This window comes from Streptomyces caelestis (assembly GCF_001279005.1).
Taxonomy (GTDB): domain Bacteria; phylum Actinomycetota; class Actinomycetes; order Streptomycetales; family Streptomycetaceae; genus Streptomyces; species Streptomyces heliomycini.
This window is the reverse complement of the sequence record NZ_LGCN01000200.1, coordinates 21,870-39,557: the sequence shown is the minus strand read 5'-3', so window position 1 is coordinate 39,557 and position 17,688 is coordinate 21,870. Positions and strand designations below refer to the sequence as shown.

The window sequence follows — 17,688 nt, the reverse complement described above, 5'->3', positions numbered from 1 at the left end:
TGGCGGTCAGGTGGCCGCGTCGGTCCCCGGCAGGGTGCGGCACGACGACGACCGGGCGGGACGCATGGTGCACGAGGCCCCGGCCGACCGAGCCGAGCAGCGGTCCGGAGAACCCGCCCGGCCCACGGCCGTCCCGCTCCGTCCCACCGCCGCTCCGCTCGTCTCCTGCGGTCCGGCGGCACGACCGTGCGGACTCCGTCCCCGTGGCCGGGCCACGGGTCGGCCGCGCTCGCCTCGGGTCCCTCGCCGAACCGGCCCTTCCGCTCAGCTGGTCCTCCTGGTCCCGGCACACCCTCGGCCCGACGGCTCCGCGTGCTGAAGGGGCCCGAGGACGGGCAGCGGGGAGGCGGGGCACGCCGGGTCGCGGCCGCCTGCGTCCGGTCGCCCTGCCGCCGCGCGCGTGTCCTCGAGCCGGCATGCCGCACGAGTCGGTTCCCGGACGTGAGACGTGGTCCGGCCCGAGGAGGAGGCCGAGTCGCTCCTTCAGGAGTACGCGGACCTCATCGCCATCGCCATCGCCGGAGGCGAGACGTTCAAGGCGCGCGCCCACGAGGAGGCCGCCCGCGGACGTCTCCGGTGGTGTCCGGGGGCCGCCTGGTCGGCATGGTCTCCTTCGACGGCCTGTTCCGGCAGCCGGCCCGGCGGCTTTCGGACCCGGGGCCGTGGCCGGCGCCTGCCGTGACCGACGCCGCCGGGAAGACCCCCGGCCTTCTCCACGGAGCCCGGCAGGCTCCCCTGCCGCACGCTGCCCGATCGCGGCTCCGCCCGGGTCGGTGGCCCGGCGATTCCGGACCGCGGACGGAAGCGCGCCCCTCGGCCGATGCCGCGGTCCGCGTGTCCGGCCGCGGTCCCCGCGCGACACGGCCCTCGTCCCCTCGTCGGCCCGGTGGGACGGCAGACCGGTCGGAGACGCTCCTCCTACGGCTCTTCACGCCACCTTCTGGAGTCGCCACCGCGCCACTCGACCAGGTGGGGATCATCGATTCCCTCGTGCGCCTCCGGCAGGCCGGTGCGACGCAGGAACTCCAGAACGTCGAGCAGGTGATAGGCCGTACCCACCTGCTCACCGCGAATCGTCACGTGCCGTCCGCCATCCGGTCCCGGGGGATGCACGACCACTGGTGCATGTCGAACCACCGTCCCAGCGTCACCCCGGCCGCGGCCTGCCGCAATCCGGTGACGCCGGTGGCCGCCCCCGCCGACCGGGGCGCGGGCGTCGCCCGGCCGTACGACGTCGATCGAGCGGTTCCCGGCCGCCGACGGCGAGCGGCAGAGGTCACTCGTGGGGGACGACGGCCACGGGGCAGTGCGCGTGCTGCAGAACGGCGTGCGTGACCCGGCCCGGCCCGCGGCCGACGTGGTGCGCGGTCCTGCGTGCGCCCATCACGACGAGATCCGCGCGCAGGGACGCCGCGACCAGTTCGCCGGCCGGTGAGGGGACCCGCACCACCTCTTCGCTCACCTCCAGGTCCGGGAACTCCTCCCGGACGGAGCCGAGCATGCGGGTGCTCGCCGCCGCCTCCGCCTCCACGGCCACCCGCACCACGTCGGCCAGGGGCGCCATGCTCGCGACGTACTGGAGGTAGGTCCACGTACTCAGCAGCCGCAGCGACGCCTTGTGCCGCCTGGCGGTCTCCCCGGCGAAGCGCACCGACTCCAGGTCCCCTTCGTCCCGGACACCCACCACGACCACCCCGCTCGACGGCCGCTCCGTACCACGCACGACGACCACCGGGCACCTGGCCCGTCCGGCAACCGTCAGACCGACCGAGCCCAGCAGCAGCGTGGAGAAACCACCCAGCCCGCGGGACCCCACGACGATCGTCGCCTCGGCCGTCGTCACACCCGGTGCTCGCGGAGCCGTAGCCGCGGCCGCCCGCAGCAGGTCGTCGCCCGCGGGCTCCCGGCCGACCTCCGTGGAGACCGCCAGGCCGGGCACCCTGCCGGAAGCCGCGGCCGCCGCCTCGGCCAGCAGGGACCGGGCCGCCTCACGCACCCGCCGCGCGGTGTCGGCGCCCAGGCGTTCCGCCAGGTCGAGGTCCACGGCGCACACGATGTGCAGGGGCTGGTGCCGTAGGGCGGCCTCCTGCGCCGCCCACAGCACGGCGCGTGCCGCTCCGGCCGAACCGTCCGTCCCCACCACCACCGGCCCCTCAGGCATACCCCACCAGCTCCTCACGGGACCGGACGGAGCCCACCGCCGCGACTCCGGCCGGGCGACGCGGGCTCACGCGTGTACCCCGGTGTCGGTGCGGTCGGTGTACGTCCGCCCCCTGCCGGGTCAGGTCCTCACGCCGACGCCGGCGCCGCGGATCGATCGCCGCCTCCGGGGCGGGGACGTCACGCGAGGTGTCCACGCAGGCGCGGGCACAGGGCCCCGGCCCGGCGTCCACAGGGTCGAGAAAGGTCGGCTCCACGATCGCTCCTCATCACGGTGGCCCGTTCGCGCCGGCTCCGAACCGGTCCTCCTCCGCACCCGGCCACCGTGTACGGCAGCCCTCCCACCCCCTCCGCCCTTCCAGTAGACCTCCCGGCCGCTGACTCCGCGCGCCGGGCAGCGCCCCGCCCGCGCACGGGGATCGGGGCACGCGCACCCGGATCCGCGGGGAAGGTCCGCGGGCCGGACCGACGGCGGAACGCGGCAACCGTCGCGTGCGTGTCCGCGCGTGTCGCGGCGTCCGGAATTCGAGGTTGTACTGGTGACAGGAGCGCTGCCGAGCGAGGGGAGCAGCCGTGTCGCCGCCCGAGATTTCCCGCCCCGTGAAGCCGGAGACGGTCTTCGACCGCGACGCCGAGTGGGACGCGCTCGTCGCGTTCACCTGTGACGCCCGGCCCGGTGCCGGACTCGGTGTCGTGTCGGGGCGGCTGCGGCAGGGAAAGACGCACCTCCTGAAGGAACTCACCGCCGCCCTGGGCGGCTTCTGCTTCGGGGCGCAGCAGGCAGCCCGGGCCGAGTCCCTGCGCCGCCTCGGCGACGAGCTCGCCCGGTACACGGGCGAGGCGCCACCCCCTCACCGGACCGGATGGGAGGACGTCGTCGACGCGCTGCTCGCGCTGGGTGAGCGGGGGCGACCCGTACCGGTCGTCATCGACGAGTTCCCCGATCTGGTACGGCAGAGCCCCGAGCTCCCCTCCGTCATCCACGGCGCCTACCGGCGGCTGCGCGAGACGGGGCGGGACAACCGTACCCGCCTGCTGCTCAGCGGCAGTTCCCTGCCCGTGATGCACCGGCTGTTCGGCGCGGCCGCACCGCTGCACGGACTGGCCGACCTGGAACTCACCCTCCGCCCGCTGGACTTCCGGCAGTCCGCACGGTTCTGGCACATCGACGACCCCCGCCTCGCCCTGCTGGTCCACGCCGTCGTGGGCGGAACCCCCGCCTACCGGCACTACGTCGCGGGCGACGCCCCCAGCAGGGCGGACGACTTCGACGCCTGGGTCTGCCGAACCGTCCTCAACCCCCGGACCCCCTTGTTCCTGGAGTCACATCACCTGCTGCAGGAGGAGACCGACCACTGGGACCGCGCGCTGTGCCACTCCGCGCTCACCGCCATCGCCACGGGCTGCCGGACCCAGGGCGAGATCGCCGAGTGTCTCGGCACGCCGCTCACCGACGCCTCGCACTGTCTGACGCTCCTGCAGACGAACGGCCTTCTGTACGGCACGCCCGACGCGTTCCGGCCGCACCTGGTCCGGCTGCGTATCGCGGAGCCCCTGCTCGCCTTCGAGCACGCGGCCGTCTGGCCCCACCGCTCGGCGCTGGAACAGCAGGACTCCGTCGAGGTCTGGCGTCGCGCGCGTCCCGTCTTCGACTCCGCGGTGGCCGGCCCCCACTTCGCACAGATCTGCCGGGACTGGGTCATGGACCACGCCGGCCAGGCCGTCTTCGGCGCGCGTCCCGCGACGGTGGCCCACGGCTCGCTCTCCGACCCGGAGCAACGCGCCGGTCCGGACCTGGAAGCCGAAGTGGTCGTACGCGGCCGGGCGGACGCCCGTTCCAAGCCTCTGCTGTCGGTGGGGCTGGCACGCTGGGACAGGGTCATGGACCTGCGCCACCTGGAACACATCCGTCGTCTCCTCACGCTGCTCGCCGCCCGCGGCGAGGACGTCACCCACACCCGCCCCGCCTGCTACAGCGGCGTCGGCTTCACTCCCTCGCTCCGTGCGGCCGAAGCCGACGGGCAGGTGGTGCTCGTCGACCTCGACCGGCTGTACCAGGGCGATCAGCACGACAGCGACAGCGTGGCCGCGCGGCGCACGGAACGGTGATCCGGTTCAGCCGGGGTTTCCCGTCGGCGCCCCCGCACTCCGCGGCTTGCCGGTGTTCCCCGTCGACCTGTGCCAGGCCCTCGGCGAGGAGCTGTCGCACGCAGGATCGCCGGACGGATCCCGGTTCCCCGAACCGTCACCCGTTCCCGGCCCGGAAGCCGAACGCCAGGCCTTCGCCTCGGCGAGGCGGTCCCGGCCGGTGAACCGTGCCGCCCGCTCGGGCGGACGGGCAGGGCCGGCCGGACGCGCCGGCGGTGCGGGCGCTCCCCGAAGGGCGGACAGTGGAGAGAGGACCTTGCCGCGAGCGTCCGAGGAGGGAACGGGACATGCTGCATCGCCTGGTCGGAGACCTCATGACCTCGGCAGTCGTGAGTGTGCGGCAGGACACGGGCTTCAAGGACATCGCCGAGCGCCTCGCGCATCACGACATCACCGCGGTACCCGTCGTCGACGGCCAGGACCGCCCGGTCGGCGTGGTGTCGGAGGCGGACCTGCTACGGAAACAGGAGAGCCAGGCGGATCCGGGCGGCCATCTGGCCGCCGCCCACCCGTCGCCCGCGGAACGCACCAAGGCCCACGCGCTGACCGCCGAGGAGCTGATGACCGGCCCCGCCGTCGTGGCCCGGCCCCAGTGGTCGGTCGTGGAGGCAGCCCGTGCCATGGCCCGCCACCACGTCAAACGGCTGCCCGTCGTCGACGACGCCGGCCGGCTGGTGGGCATCGTCAGCCGTGCCGACCTGCTGCGTGTCTTCCTGCGGCGAGACCTCACGATCGGTGAGGAGATCACGACGGACATCCTGACCCGCACCCTCGGCCTGACTCCCGGCACGGTCGTCGTCCAGGTCACCGACGGCCGGGTGACGCTCAGCGGCACCGTGCCGCAGGAGAGCCTCATCCCCATCGCGGTACGCCTGTCCGAGAGCGTCGACGGTGTCGTCGACGTCACGAATCTCCTCCGCCCCGAAACCGGCACCGCGGTCGATACGCCACGGCGGTGACCCGCCTCCGTACCGGGGTCGCCGCGTCGAGGGTGGTGCCGTGCTCAGTCCCGGTCGCGATCCGCCCTCACGCGGGGCGTGACGAGACGGGGCGCGATGACCTCCTCGAGCACCGCCCCGGGCTCCTGGCGCGTCACCGCACGTCGGAGGCGGCCCGGGCGGGACGGCCCGAGGCCGACAGCGAAACGACAGCCGTGTGCTACGCCCGTCCGACCGCGGACGGGCCAGGCTCTCGGCATCGCATGAACGGTGTGGGCCCGCTGGCCGTACCTCTCGACAGATCACACCTCCCCGGAAGGAACACCGGTATGACCAGCGCATCGTTCACGTCCGCAGCGGGGCCCGCCCGTCGAACCGTCGTGGCGGCGGCCGGAGCGGCGGGCCTCGCCGTCGCACTGACCGCGTGCGGAGGCTCCGACGACGCCGCGTCGGGCTCCTCCGCGGACGCCGGCTCCGCCGGCGGCCCGTCGGACGGCGGCACGAACGGCGGAGGATCGGGCGGCGGCGAGAACGCCGGGGCCGATCCGCTCGCCTCGACCGCCGACATCCCCGAGGGCGGTGGAAAGGTCTTCGCCGACCGTAAAGTGGTCGTCACCCAGCCGACGGCGGGCGAGTTCAAGGCGTTCTCGGCGACCTGCACCCACCAGGGGTGCGCGGTGAAGAGCATCGCCGACGGGGTCATCAACTGTCCCTGCCACAACAGCAACTTCTCCATCACCGACGGCAGTGTGCAGAGCGGCCCGGCGACCAAGCCGCTGCCCGCCGTGGAGATCACGGTGAGCGGGGACTCGATCACCCTCGCCTGAGCCGCCGGCGCCGGGCACGACACGAGAGACGAAGGGGCCGTATGACCGCCACGCAGCGCCGGGGCAGGAAGATCATGATGACGCCCGGTGAACTGGACGATTTCCTCACCGTCCAGCGCACCTGCCGGGTCGCCACGGTGTCCGCCGACGGCGCACCGCACGTCAGCACGCTCTGGTTCGCCTGGGACGGCACCTCGCTGTGGCTGTACTCCGTGGTGCGCAGCAGGCGCTGGGCGGATCTGCGGCGGGACCCGCGGGTGGCGATCGTGGTCGACACGGGCGAGGAGTACGACGAACTGCGCGGCGCGGAGCTGTCCGGGCGGGTGGAGTTCGTGGGCGAGATCCCGCGCACCGGCGAACTGCGCGCGGAACTCGACGTTCCGGAGACCTTGTTCGCCCGCAAGAACTTCGGCCTGGACGAGATGCCCCACGACGGCCGGCACGCCTGGCTGCGCCTGACCCCGGAGAAGACCGTGTCCTGGGACTTCAGGAAGCTGTCGACGCTGTCCTAGTCCTCCACGCCCTCCCCTACCCGCTCCCCCGCCGCCCGCAGGGCCTGCACCGCCGCCCGGATCGACGGGCGGCGGTCGGCGTCCGCGCGCCAGACGACGAAGACCTGCCGTCGTACGCGCTGCCGGAGCGGGACGGTCACCACCCCGTCGGGCAGCGGGTCGCGGCCGAGCAGCGGGGCGATGCAGACGCCGAGACCCGCGGCGACCAGGCCGAGCTGGGTGTGGCTCTCGGCGGCGCGGTGGCCGATGATCGGCTCGATGCCCTTGGAGCGCAGGGTGAACATCAGCCACTCGTGGCAGAACTCGCCCTCGCCCCAGGTGATCCACTCGTCCTCGGCGAAGTCGGCGAGGTCCACCTCGTCGCGGCCGGCGAACCGGTGGCCGGCCGGCAGCGCCACATCGGCCGGGTCGTCCAGCAGGGGCGCCTTGACCAGGCCGTCGGGCAGCGGCATCGGCTTGTTGTACCAGTCGAGCAGCACCGCGAGGTCGAGGTCCCCGCGCACCACTCCCCGGACGCCCTGCTCCGGCTCCTGCTCGCGGGAGCGCACGCGCAGCGCGGGATGCCGCTCGCGCAGGTCCCGCAGGGCCACCGGGAACAGCCCCCGCGCGGCGGTCGGGAACGCCGAGACCCGCAGCTCACCGGCGACCTGTCCGCGCTGCGCCTCCAGGTCGGACTGGGCGAGCTCGACCTGGGAGAGGATGCGCGCCGCGTGCTCGGCCAGCAGCCGGCCCGCGTCCGTGAGCCGGACCCCGCGCCCGTTCTTGGCCAGCAGCCGCTGACCGACCTCGCGCTCCAGCTTGGACAGCTGCTGCGAGACGGCCGAGGTCGTGATGTGCAGACCCTCGGCCGCGCCGCTGACCGAGCCGTGCCGGGCGAGGGCGTCGAGGGTGCGCAGGCGCTCCAGGTTCAACATGTAAGCGATGCTACGAGATACCACGTGCGAAATCTCGATTGTGCTACGCGATGGACGTCCCGCATCGTTGCGTCCATGAGCAGCGTCACCGCGACCACCACCACGCCGGCCCCGACCGGCCCCGCCCCGGAACGTACCCGCCCCCGCCTGGACTGGCGGCTGCGTTTCGGCGCGCTCTCCCTGATCTGGGGATTCAGTTTCCTCCTCATCAAGGTCGGCACCCAGGGCTACGCGCCCTTCCAGGTCACCCTCGGCCGGCTGGCCTTCGGCACCGCCGTCCTGGCGGTGGCGATGGTGGTGCGGCGGGAGGGGCTGCCGCGCGGTGCGCGCACCTGGGGTCATCTCGCGGTCGCGGGGTTCCTGCTGAACGCCCTGCCGTTCTCGCTGTTCGCCTTCGCGGAGCTGACCATCCCGTCCACGCTGGCCGGCATCTGCAACGCGACCTCGCCGCTGTGGGGCATGGCCCTGTCGCTGGTGGCGCTGTCCGAGGACCGGCCGACCCGGGTGCGGGTGGCGGGGCTCGGCGTCGGTTTCCTCGGGGTGCTGACCGTGCTGGGCGCCTGGCAGGGCTTCGAGGGACTGGACGCACGCGGCACGACGCTGGCCCTGCTGGCCTCGCTGAGTTACCCCGTCGGCTGGATCTACGTCCGCCGCACCCTGGCGGGCAGCAGCCACTCGAACCTGTCCCTGACCGGCGGCCAGCTGCTGCTGGCCACGGTCCAACTGGCCGTCGTCACTCCGCTGTTCACCACCCCGCCGACCCGCTTCGCCGTCGGCCCGCTGCTGGCGATCGCCGCGTTGGGCATGCTGGGCACGGGGCTGGCCGTACTGATCCAGTACGGCCTGGTCGCCGAGGTCGGCCCGACGACCGGTCAGATGGTCACCTACTTCGTCCCGGTGATCGCCGCCGCGGCAGGCATCGTCCTCCTCGGCGAAACGCTGACCTGGTCGACACCGGTGGGCGCGGCGATCGTCCTGGCGGGTGCGGCACTCACCCAGGTGAGGCCGAAGAAGCCGGCGTAGCCCCGGCAGCGGCATGATGGGCGACCCGCGTGGCTGCGGGCGGTCGCGCTTCCCACGGGGGAGGCAACCCCAGGGCGGCACGGGTGGGCGATGGGAATCCTCCCGCTCATGGGGGTCCTTCCGCTCGAGGGAGCCGGGAGCGGGGGAGAAGCCGAGAGCGGGGGAGGCACCCCGCCGACGCCGGGCTGTGAAATGCCCCCGCCCAGCCCTCACCCGCACCACCCCGGAGACCCGCCCCGCCTCAGGCATACGTCCGCACCGGTCCCCCGGCCGGGCCGAGCGCCGCCGCGATCGTCTCGGCCAGGGGCTCGGTCTCGCCCTCCGCGAGCGTCGAGACGGTGACGCGGATGCCCGGCGGCGCGCTCAGGCGGAAGCGGGCGCCGGGGGCCACCGCCCAGCCGGCGTGCAGCAGGCGGGCGACGGCGCCGGTCTCGTCGGGGACCGGCACCCATACGTTCATGCCGCTGCGCCCGTGCGCCGTGATCCCGCGCCGGGCCAGCTCCCCGATCAGCGCGTCCCGGCGCCGCCCGTACCGCGCGGCCACGGCCGCCGGGTCCACCGCGCCCTCGCTCCACAGCCGCACCACCGCGCGCTGGACGATCCTGCTGACCCAGCCCGGTCCGAGCCGTTGCCGTCCGCGCACCCGGTCGAGGGTGACCGCGTCCCCGGTGAGCACCGCGAGCCGCAGGTCGGGGCCGTAGGCCTTGGCCGCCGAGCGCACGAAGGCCCAGCTGCGGGTCGTGCCCGCCAAGGCGTGCAGCGGGAGGTCGACGATGTGGTGCCCGTGGTCGTCCTCGACGAGCAGCGTCTCCGGGTGGTCGGCGAGCACCGTGCGCAGCGCACGCGCGCGTGCGGCGCTCAGCGCGGCGCCGGTCGGGTTCTGCGCCCGGTCCGTGACGATCAGGGCCCGGGCCCCGCCCGCCAGCGCCTTGCGCACGTCGTCGGGGGAAGGGCCCTCGTCGTCGACCCCGACGGGGACGGTCCTCAGTCCCAGCGCCGGGACCAGGTCCAGCAGACTCCCCCACCCCGGATCCTCCACCGCGACCGCGTCCCCGGGTCTGAGGTGCGCCATGAGCACCCGCTCCATCGCGTCCAGCGCGCCCGAGGTGACGGCGACGGGCCCGTCGGGAACGCCGTCGGCGTCCAGCCCGGCCCGCGCCAGCCGCGCCAGCTCGGGCTCCACGGGCGCGTGCCCGTACAGCACCGGCTCCCGGTCTCCCTCCTCGGCCGCCGCCGCGAACGCCCCGGCCAGGGCGGGCAGCAGCGCGGGGTCCGGGTTGCCCTCGGACAGGTTCCGCACGCCCGGCGGGACCTCCACCCGGATGAGCTCACGCGCGGTGGTGGCCGGCTTGGACCGCACCCGGCTCCCCCGCCGGCCCGCGGTCTCGATGACCCCGCGCTCGCGCAGGGTCCGGTACGCGGCGGCGACGGTGTTCGGGTTCACCCCGAGCCGCTCCGCCAACTCCCGCATGGGCGGCAGCGGTTCACCCGGCCGCAGCGCCCCGTCTCCCACCGCGCGCTCGATGCTCGCGGAAATCTCCGCTGCGCGCCGCCCACTGATCCGATACTCTCCTAGCACAAAGTCGATTATGCACTAGTGCAATGGAGAGCGCCATGCAGGGGAACCGGCAGCAGCGGCCCGCCACCACCTACCCGCCCACCGAGCGCACCGTCCCCACCCGCTCCCCCGGCCGTGCCGCGTACGACAAGGAGCTGGTGCACGCGATACTCGACGAGGGCTACGTGTGCCATCTCGGCTTCGTCCGGGACGGCGCGCCGGTGGTGCTGCCCACGCTGTACGGCCGGGTCGGCGAGCGCCTCTACGTCCACGGCTCGACCGGCTCGCGCCCGCTGCGCGCGGCGGGCCGGGCCGCCCCCGGCCTCCCGGTCTGCCTGACCGTCACCCACGTCGACGGGCTGGTGCTGGCCCGCTCGGCCTTCCACCACTCGATCAACTACCGCTCCGTGGTGGTGCACGGCACGGCGTACGACGTGACCGACCCCGAGGAGAAGCGGCAGGCCCTCGACGCCCTGGTCGACCACGTCGTACCGGGCCGCGCCGCCGACTCCCGGCCGGCCGACAAGAAGGAGCTGGCCGCCACGGCGGTGATCCGCCTCGACCTGAACGAGGTCTCCGCCAAGCTCCGCACCGGCGGCGTCAACGACGAGCCCGAGGACCTCTCCCTCCCCCACTGGGCCGGCGTCGTCCCACTGCACAAGGGCTACGACGCCCCGCTCGCCGACCCGGGCCTGGCCCCCGGCACCGAACTGCCCGGTTATCTGGCGGTCCTGTGATGCCGGTCCACCCCTGGGACGCGCCCCGCGACGAGACGAGCGGCAGCGGTGGCCGGCCGCGCACGACTTCGGACAGCTCGCGGTCAGCGGCCCGCCGGGGGCGCCGCCCCACGTCCAGCCCCCGCACTTCGCCCGCGACCCGGAGCGCGGCGGGGCGGTCGCCCACCCGGCCCGGCCCCACCCGCTCCGGCACGCCGTCGAGGCGTGTCCGAAGGTCCTGCTGAGCGTGGCCGACGACTACGTGTACGTCCCCGGCAGGCCGAGCCCGGCGCCCCGTCCGAGCACGGTGTCCCGGCGCGCCTCCACGCCTCCGTCCACTGCGCTGCCATGTCCGTGTCATGGACGATCCGGAGCGGAAGGCCGCGCTCCTCGACCGCCGGATCGCCCACTTCCAGCCGGAGGGCGGCTCCGCGCGGGCTGCTGTCCGGGATCCGCGGGCTCCGGCTCGAAGTGACGGGCGCGCGGGCGGATTCCACGTATGCGGGCAAGTGGTCCGATGCGGTGCGGGAGCGCATCACATCGGACCGGCGGACCGGGACGGCGCGCGTGACGCGGCGGCACGCGCGCACGTCCTGCGCCGGCAGCCGGTCCGGCCCCCCGAGGCCGGGGACCCTCCTCCCTGTGGACGGGTCCCCGCGCCGTCACACCGGCACCATGCCCGGCTCCTCACGGGCCCGCGCGCCCCGCACCTCGCCCATCGCGAGCCCCGCGACCGAGCCGAGCATCAGCAGGGTGCCGGCCAGGGTGGCCGTCGTGAGCCGCTCCCCGAGCAGGGCGACCGCGAGCACCGCCGCGCTCACCGGCTCCAGCAGCATGATCACGGACACGGTGGCCGACCTCACGACGGCCGCGCCGGCGAAGTAGAGGCCGTACGCGAGCGCCGTCGGCACGGAGGCGACGTAGGCCAGCAGGCACAGCAGCGCGCCGGGGGCGTCGGTGTGCGGCACCAGCCCCTCGACCGCGGCGAACGGCAGCAGCACCAGACTGGTGACGGCGAACGCCCCCACCGTGGTGCCCGAGGAGTCCACGGCGCCGCCGCGCCCCCACCACCGGGTGAGCAGGGTCATCGCCGAGTAGCCGGCCGCGGACAGCAGGGCGAGCAGCACACCCCGCGGGTCCACGGTCGCGCCCCCGCCGCCGAGGACGAGCACGCCGAGTCCGGCGAGCGCGCCCACGACGGCGGCCAGTCCGCCGCGCCCGAGGCGCTCCCCCAGGGCCAGTCGCGCGCCGAGCGCGATCAGTACGGGTCCGGCGCCGAGGGTGACGACGGTGGCCACGGCGAGTCCCGTGGCGGAGACGGCCGCGAAGTAGGCGGTCTGGAAGACCGCGAGCCCGATGCCGGTGGCTCCGGCCCGCAGCACGCGCCGGCCGCGCGGCTCGGGGGCGGCGGTCCGGGCGCGCCGCGACAGCGGCCGGGCGGCGAGCAGCAGCACCAGACCGGCCGCGCAGCGCCAGAAGGACAGGGCGACCGGGCCCATGTCGCTGGTCCGGTAGACCAGTGACGCGGCGGCCCCCGCGGTGCCCCAGGCGGCACCGGCGACGATCAGATAGAGGAGGCCTCGCCCGACGGGCAGGCCGGAGACGGCGTTCGACACGTGCGCTCTCCACAGATGCCCGCACCACGCGCATCGGCGTGGGCGCGGAAGTTCGGGAAGGGATCCCGGCTCGGGCCCGGGCGGGGCCCGAGCGGCGGGATCCACGGACTTCGTCCGCGGGCGGCGCCGTTCCGCCCGGCGACCAGCCGGGCGGATGTACCGGAGGGCCCGCCTCAGGCGGCCGGCGGCGGAAGAACACGTGCGTGCGCATGCATGATCGGCACCCTAGGCGGCCGTTCCCGGCGTGGACAACTCCCTTTCGGGCCCGCCGCTCGCCACGGGCTTCCCTGACCCCTTCGCCGGTGCCGAGGACTGGGCGATGAAAGCGCCCGCCAGGACCACCGCGCCGCCCACGATCTGCGGTGCCGACAGGTGCTCGCCGAGCAGGACCCAGGCGAGGACGGTGGCGATGACCGCCTCCAGACAGGCCACGACACCGGCGACCTGCGGCGAGAGCCGGCGCACCGACACCACGCCGGTGACGTACGCGGCCACCGTGGCGACGAGGACGATCCAGGCCAGCAGGACGAGGGCGGCGACCGGGGCGCCGTTCATCTCCGCGCTGCCGGTGAGCACGGACCACTCCATGGACCAGGGGCGGGCGACGACGGTCAGGACGGCGGCGCCGATCAGCAGCCCGTAGGCGATCACCCCGAGCGGATCGGGGACCTCCTCGCCGTCGCTGCCCTGGTCGGACAGGACGAAGTAGCCGACCTGGCAGCAGGCCGCGCCGAGCGCGAGCAGCAGACCGAGCGCGTCGAAGCCGAGGCCCGCCCACACCTCCACGACACAGGCGAGCCCGCCCACCGCCAGGACCACGCCGACCGCGGCGGCCCGGGCCACCGGCCGTCGCTGCACGAACCGCACCCAGCCGAGCACGAGCGCGGGCGCCAGGTACTCGACCAGCAGCGCGACCCCGACGGGGATGCGGGAGATCGCGGCGAAGTAGCAGGCCTGGACACCGGCCACGGCGAACAGGCCGAACCCGGCGAGCAGTCCGGGCCTGCGGCGCAGGAGTCCGCGGTGGCGCACCGCCAGCGGCAGCATGACGAGCGCCGCGCCCGCCACCCGCAGCCACACGACGTGGAGCGGGTCGAGACCCGCCTCGATCAGCGGCTTGGCCGCCACACCGGAACCCCCGAAGGCCAGCGCGGACAGCAGCGCGAGGCCGAGTCCGACGCCCTTTCGGTGGTCGCTCGGGGTACTGACAGAGGTAGGCACCGGCACATGATGCCAGGCCCCGACAGGAGCGTCATCCCTCATGACACCTGTCTCACCGACTGGACGACGCCTCGATCCGGGCGGACAGTTCACGGGGGTCGATCCCGGCGCGTTCGAGGACCTCGACGGCACGCGCCCGCGGGACCACGACGATCGCCGCGAGCAGATCCGTACCGCCCGCCGGGCCGCGGCCGTGGCGGGCGGCGCGCTCGTGGGCGTCCTCCATGCAGCCCGCGGCCAGCGGCGAGAGGCCCGCGGCCTCGGCCACCACGGGAACGCCGCCGGAGTCCTCGACCGCGCTCTGCCAGCGCAGGCCGTAGCCGATGCTGCGCTGGACCAGGTAGCCGAGCAGCCGGGCGATCCGGGGCCCCTCGTCGAAGACGGCTCTCACCTCGGCGTCGGACTCCAGGAGCGAGTGCAGCAGATGGGCCGTGTCGATCTGGCGGTCCCCGTCCCGGACCGCCCTGCGCCGGGCACCGGCCAGCACCGCTGCCAGCCCGGCGCCGAGCCTGACATCGTTCTCCGCGCGGTGGACGCCCTGCTCCTGGAGTTCCTGGGCCTGTTGCCGGGGGATACGGGGGTGCACGTCCCCACTCCATCAGCCCCGCGGGCCCGGGGCATCCCCGGCGGGAAGCATCTCGGCGTCCCACGGGAAGTGGACGCCCCGGGCCGGATCTCCTCCTTGCGGAGGAGATCCGGGCGTTTCGGCCCAAGGGGCGCGCGCCGGTTTGCGCCACGCCCCCCACCGGTCCTCACCGACTCCCTCAGTCCTCGTCGGCGAGGATCAGGTACAGCTTCTTGCGTGCCTCGTTGATGACGGCGAGGGCCTTCTCCCGCTGCTCCTTGCTGCCCGTCTTCCAGACCTGGCCGAAGGCCTCCATCAGACCGAAACCGGCCTGCCGGATCTCGCTCAGCGCCTCCCAGTCGACCCCGCGCGAGGCCTCCTCCCAGGGAGCCTCGGGACCTTCCCCTGCCGCCGAGCGGCCGGCGTCGGTGAGTGAGAACAGCTTCTTCCCGCCCTCGGACTCGCTGACGATCAGCCCCTCGTCCTCCAGCAGCTGAAGGGTGGGGTACACCGAGCCGGGGCTGGGCTTCCACGCCCCGCCGCTGCGCTCGGCGATCTCCTGGATCATCTCGTAGCCGTGCATCGGACGGTCCTTCAGCAGGGCCAGGATCGAGGCCCGTACGTCACCGCGCCGCGCCCTCCCCCTCGGTCCGCCGCGCCCTCGCCCGCCCCAGGGGCCGCCGTGCCCGAAACCCGGGCCGAAGGGACCGCCGGGACCACCCGGACCCCCCGGCCCGAAGGGCCCGAAGGCCGCCCGCAGCCGCTCGAAGTCGCCCCGGCCGCCATGACCGTGTCCGCGCTCGTGACCATGGGTGCGCATCGCCACCACTCCATTCCATCGTCGATCCATCACGATGCTTCAACGATATATCGGGACTGTTCGTTCGGCAATCCCTCGTCCGGCCGTCCGAACAGGACCGGCGACCGGCCGCGTTCGCCCGCCGGCGCGGACGGTCGACGGAGAACGTGCTCGGTACGACCAAGGACGAGCCCCGAGCGCGGGCGCGGCCGGTCCGGGCGGTTTCAGGGACGGATCCCCCGATGACGCCGCGCCCCGTTCCCGGAGGAGGGAGTGGGCGACGACGCGGACGCCGGAGGTCCGCCGTACGGGGGCCGCTGCCGTGTCGGTCGCCTCATCCCTCGGCCCCGCAGACGACGACGTGCTCGTTCCCCATGGCGCGAACGACCCCGCTCCGCGTCTGCTGCCCTGTGACGTCCCGGCCCGGGCGGCGCCCGTGGCGCCCCGAGAGGGCCCACCAGTCGGCCACGCCCTGAGCGGCTGCACGCCGGGCCTGCGCGAGCTGACGTCCCGGCGCCGCACTCCACGGACCGGGACGGGCAGGCCCGGCACCTCGCGGCGGACCGCGGCCGCGCTCCGGGCGACCTGCTCGCCACGGAGGACGGGCCGCTGTTCATGGACCTCGGGACGTGTCGCCGCGGGCCCGTCGCATTCGGCCCCGGCCGCGCTTTTGAAGAAGTCGGCGCGCACCGCTCGGATGTCGATCGGGACGCCCCGCGCGTGCCGGATCCTCGCGTCGGCGATGATCACAGTGTGGCGCCGGGACCGGGACGGCCGGTTCCCGGGCGGGCGCCGGCCGGGCACAAAGCGGCGCAGCCGGACCCGGCCGGCACTCGGCCGCAGCGGCTTCGGCGCCCACGGCTGATCACGGACCCTCGGGGTCCCGGCCTGCCGTCGATGTCTTCGCGCGCTCTTCGCCGGGACGGGCCACCGGCGGCCCCGGCTACCGGGCCACCACCCGCGTATTGGCCTTGGCCCGCGGCTTCGCACCGCCCGTACGGTCAGGTCATGCGGATTCGAATCGTCGACGCCTTCACCGACCGGCCCTTCGCCGGCAACCCCGCCGGAGTGCTGCTGCTTGACGCCTTCCCGGACGACCCCTGGCTGCAGAACGTCGCCCTGGAGGTCAATCACGCCGAGACGGCCTTCGCCCACCCGCTCCCGGCGGGCGGCGAGGCCGACTGGGCGCTGCGCTGGTTCACCCCCGCCACCGAGGTCGCGATGTGCGGCCACGCGACGCTGGCCACCGCGCACGTCCTGCACACCACCGGCGCGCACCGGGGCCCGGTGCGGTTCGCCACCCGCAGCGGCGTCCTCATCGCCACGCCCGGCGAGGACGGCTCCGTCACCCTGGACTTCCCCACCGCCCCGCTCACCGCGGTCGACGTTCCCGAGGGCGTCGCCGAGGCGCTGGGCGCCCGGCCGCTCACGGCGTTCGACACCGGCCCGAACATAGGTGACCTGCTCGTCGAGGTCGCCGACGAGCGGACCGTCCACGCCCTGCGGCCCGAGCTCAAGGTCCTGGCCTCCTACTCCGAGCGCGGCATCATCGCCACCGCCCGGGCCGAGAACCCCGCTCTCGGCTACGACTTCGTCTCCCGCTGCTTCTTCCCGAACGTCGGCATCGACGAGGACCCGGTCACCGGCAGCGCGCACACCGCTCTGGCCCCCTACTGGTCCGAGCGCCTCGGTCGCTCCGGCCTCACCGGCCTGCAGGCCTCACCGCGCTCCGGCCGCGTCCGCACCGAGGTACGCGGCGAGCGCACCCTGCTGAGCGGACGGGCCGTGACGGTCATCGAGGGCGACCTGCTGGTCTGATCCCGGTGCGGCACGGGGGCGTACGGCACGGCCGTACGCCCCCGTGCCGTCGTCTCACGCCGTCGGCAGCCAGTCCACCTTGCCGGCCAGCAGCGCGTATCCCACGAACGCGCCGATGTCGAGCAGCGTGTGCGCGACCACCAGCGGCCCGACGCGCCCCCAGCGCCGGTAGAGGTACACGAACACCACGCCCATCACCATGTTCCCGATGAAGCCGCCGATGCCCTGGTAGAGGTGGTACGAGCCGCGCAGCACCGAACTGCCCGCCATCGCGGCGCCCGGGGACCAGCCCAGCCGGTCGAGCCGGCGCAGCAGGTAGGCGAGGACGATGACCTCCTCGACGATCGAGTTCTGCAGCGCCGAGAGGATCAGCACGGGGTACTTCCACCACACCTCGGGCAGCGCCTCCGGCACCACGGTGAGGTTGAACCCGAAGCCGCGCGCGGCCAGGTAGAAGGCGATGCCGCTGCTGCCGATGACCGCCGCGACCGCCGCTCCGCGGCCGAGGTCGGACCAGGGCCGGGTGCGGTCGAAGCCGAGGGCGCGCAGCCCCGCGCCCTCGCGCAGCAGGAAGTGCGCGACCAGCGCGACGGGGACGAGCGCCGTGGTGATCCCGAAGAGCTGCCAGGCCAGGTCCAGCCAGGGGCGGCCCGGCGCCGCCGAGGCGTTGAGGGTGGCCGCCTGGTCCTTCAGGCCACCGGGTTCGGTGACCGAGCCGACGAAGCTGATCAGGGCCGACACCCCGCTCGCGCCGAGCGACAGCGCGAGCACCAGCAGTGTCTCGTCGCGGAGCGTCGTCCGCGAGGGCCTCCGCTCAGGATACGAATCGGCCACCGGGCCCGCCTCCGCCTGCACACCTGCCTCCACATCACC

General features: G+C 74.5%; 16 protein-coding genes and 1 pseudogene. 8 read left to right on the top strand and 9 right to left on the bottom strand.

Going from position 1 to position 17,688, the window contains the following annotated elements; translation table 11 throughout:
• Positions 1-918: 918 nt before the first annotated feature.
• The gene (locus tag ADK41_RS44090; RefSeq protein WP_324604914.1) at positions 919-1,059 is read right to left on the bottom strand and encodes a hypothetical protein; all 141 of its coding nucleotides are present in this window, start codon (positions 1,057-1,059) and stop codon (positions 919-921) included.
• A 217-nt stretch (positions 1,060-1,276) separates the two neighbouring features.
• Positions 1,277-2,161, bottom strand: coding sequence for a universal stress protein (locus ADK41_RS20920; RefSeq protein WP_030833681.1), 885 nt, complete (start codon positions 2,159-2,161; stop codon positions 1,277-1,279).
• A 572-nt stretch (positions 2,162-2,733) separates the two neighbouring features.
• Between ADK41_RS20920 and ADK41_RS20915 the strand changes: the two genes are divergently transcribed.
• From ADK41_RS20915 to ADK41_RS20900, 4 genes are all read left to right on the top strand, one after another.
• Positions 2,734-4,269 carry an AAA family ATPase gene (locus ADK41_RS20915; RefSeq protein WP_051843479.1) on the top strand — a complete coding sequence of 512 codons (1,536 nt, stop codon included), beginning with the start codon at positions 2,734-2,736 and terminating at the stop codon, positions 4,267-4,269.
• A 326-nt stretch (positions 4,270-4,595) separates the two neighbouring features.
• Complete coding sequence (locus tag ADK41_RS20910; RefSeq protein WP_030833685.1) at positions 4,596-5,267, top strand: CBS domain-containing protein; 672 nt, start codon at positions 4,596-4,598, stop codon at positions 5,265-5,267.
• A 308-nt stretch (positions 5,268-5,575) separates the two neighbouring features.
• On the top strand, positions 5,576-6,073 hold the full coding sequence (locus tag ADK41_RS20905; RefSeq protein ID WP_030833687.1) for a Rieske (2Fe-2S) protein: 498 nt from the start codon (positions 5,576-5,578) through the stop codon (positions 6,071-6,073).
• Between the two features lie 41 nt (positions 6,074-6,114).
• On the top strand, positions 6,115-6,585 hold the full coding sequence (locus ADK41_RS20900) for a pyridoxamine 5'-phosphate oxidase family protein (protein ID WP_030833689.1): 471 nt from the start codon (positions 6,115-6,117) through the stop codon (positions 6,583-6,585).
• On the opposite strand, the gene ADK41_RS20895 is transcribed toward ADK41_RS20900, so the two are convergent.
• Entirely contained in the window at positions 6,582-7,499 is a 918-nt protein-coding gene (locus tag ADK41_RS20895; RefSeq protein WP_030833691.1) for a LysR family transcriptional regulator, read from the bottom strand. The genes ADK41_RS20900 and ADK41_RS20895 overlap by 4 nt on opposite strands.
• A gap of 75 nt (positions 7,500-7,574) precedes the next feature.
• Between ADK41_RS20895 and ADK41_RS20890 the strand changes: the two genes are divergently transcribed.
• The gene (locus tag ADK41_RS20890) at positions 7,575-8,522 is read left to right on the top strand and encodes a DMT family transporter (RefSeq protein WP_030833693.1); all 948 of its coding nucleotides are present in this window, start codon (positions 7,575-7,577) and stop codon (positions 8,520-8,522) included.
• Positions 8,523-8,763: 241 nt separating this feature from the next.
• On the opposite strand, the gene ADK41_RS20885 is transcribed toward ADK41_RS20890, so the two are convergent.
• A complete protein-coding gene (locus tag ADK41_RS20885) occupies positions 8,764-10,101 on the bottom strand; it encodes an aminotransferase class I/II-fold pyridoxal phosphate-dependent enzyme (RefSeq protein WP_030833695.1) in 1,338 nt (445 codons plus the stop codon).
• A gap of 35 nt (positions 10,102-10,136) precedes the next feature.
• Here ADK41_RS20885 and ADK41_RS20880 point away from each other — a divergent pair, with 35 nt between their 5' ends.
• Together ADK41_RS20880 and ADK41_RS43325 are read left to right on the top strand one after the other, a co-directional pair.
• On the top strand, positions 10,137-10,817 hold the full coding sequence (locus ADK41_RS20880) for a pyridoxamine 5'-phosphate oxidase family protein (RefSeq protein ID WP_030833697.1): 681 nt from the start codon (positions 10,137-10,139) through the stop codon (positions 10,815-10,817).
• Positions 10,817-11,401, top strand: a pseudogene (locus ADK41_RS43325) (FMN-binding negative transcriptional regulator); the annotation flags it as partial. The gene ADK41_RS20880 and the pseudogene ADK41_RS43325, both read left to right, overlap by 1 nt.
• Before the next feature lie 57 nt (positions 11,402-11,458).
• Here the strand turns inward: ADK41_RS43325 and ADK41_RS20875 are convergent.
• From ADK41_RS20875 to ADK41_RS39595, 4 genes are all read right to left on the bottom strand, one after another.
• A complete protein-coding gene (locus ADK41_RS20875) occupies positions 11,459-12,412 on the bottom strand; it encodes a DMT family transporter (protein WP_030833699.1) in 954 nt (317 codons plus the stop codon).
• A 225-nt stretch (positions 12,413-12,637) separates the two neighbouring features.
• Positions 12,638-13,639 carry an EamA family transporter gene (locus tag ADK41_RS20870; RefSeq protein WP_030833701.1) on the bottom strand — a complete coding sequence of 334 codons (1,002 nt, stop codon included), beginning with the start codon at positions 13,637-13,639 and terminating at the stop codon, positions 12,638-12,640.
• A gap of 46 nt (positions 13,640-13,685) precedes the next feature.
• Positions 13,686-14,219, bottom strand: a complete 534-nt coding sequence (locus ADK41_RS20865; RefSeq protein ID WP_030833703.1) for a Clp protease N-terminal domain-containing protein — start codon at positions 14,217-14,219, stop codon at positions 13,686-13,688.
• A gap of 178 nt (positions 14,220-14,397) precedes the next feature.
• Complete coding sequence (locus ADK41_RS39595) at positions 14,398-15,018, bottom strand: PadR family transcriptional regulator (protein ID WP_030833705.1); 621 nt, start codon at positions 15,016-15,018, stop codon at positions 14,398-14,400.
• Positions 15,019-16,005: 987 nt separating this feature from the next.
• On the opposite strand from ADK41_RS39595, the gene ADK41_RS20855 reads away from it, so the two are divergent.
• On the top strand, positions 16,006-16,815 hold the full coding sequence (locus ADK41_RS20855; RefSeq protein WP_030833708.1) for a PhzF family phenazine biosynthesis protein: 810 nt from the start codon (positions 16,006-16,008) through the stop codon (positions 16,813-16,815).
• Positions 16,816-16,869: 54 nt separating this feature from the next.
• Here ADK41_RS20855 and ADK41_RS20850 read toward each other — a convergent pair whose 3' ends face one another.
• Entirely contained in the window at positions 16,870-17,670 is an 801-nt protein-coding gene (locus tag ADK41_RS20850) for a CPBP family intramembrane glutamic endopeptidase (RefSeq protein ID WP_030833711.1), read from the bottom strand.
• Positions 17,671-17,688 lie beyond the last annotated feature (18 nt).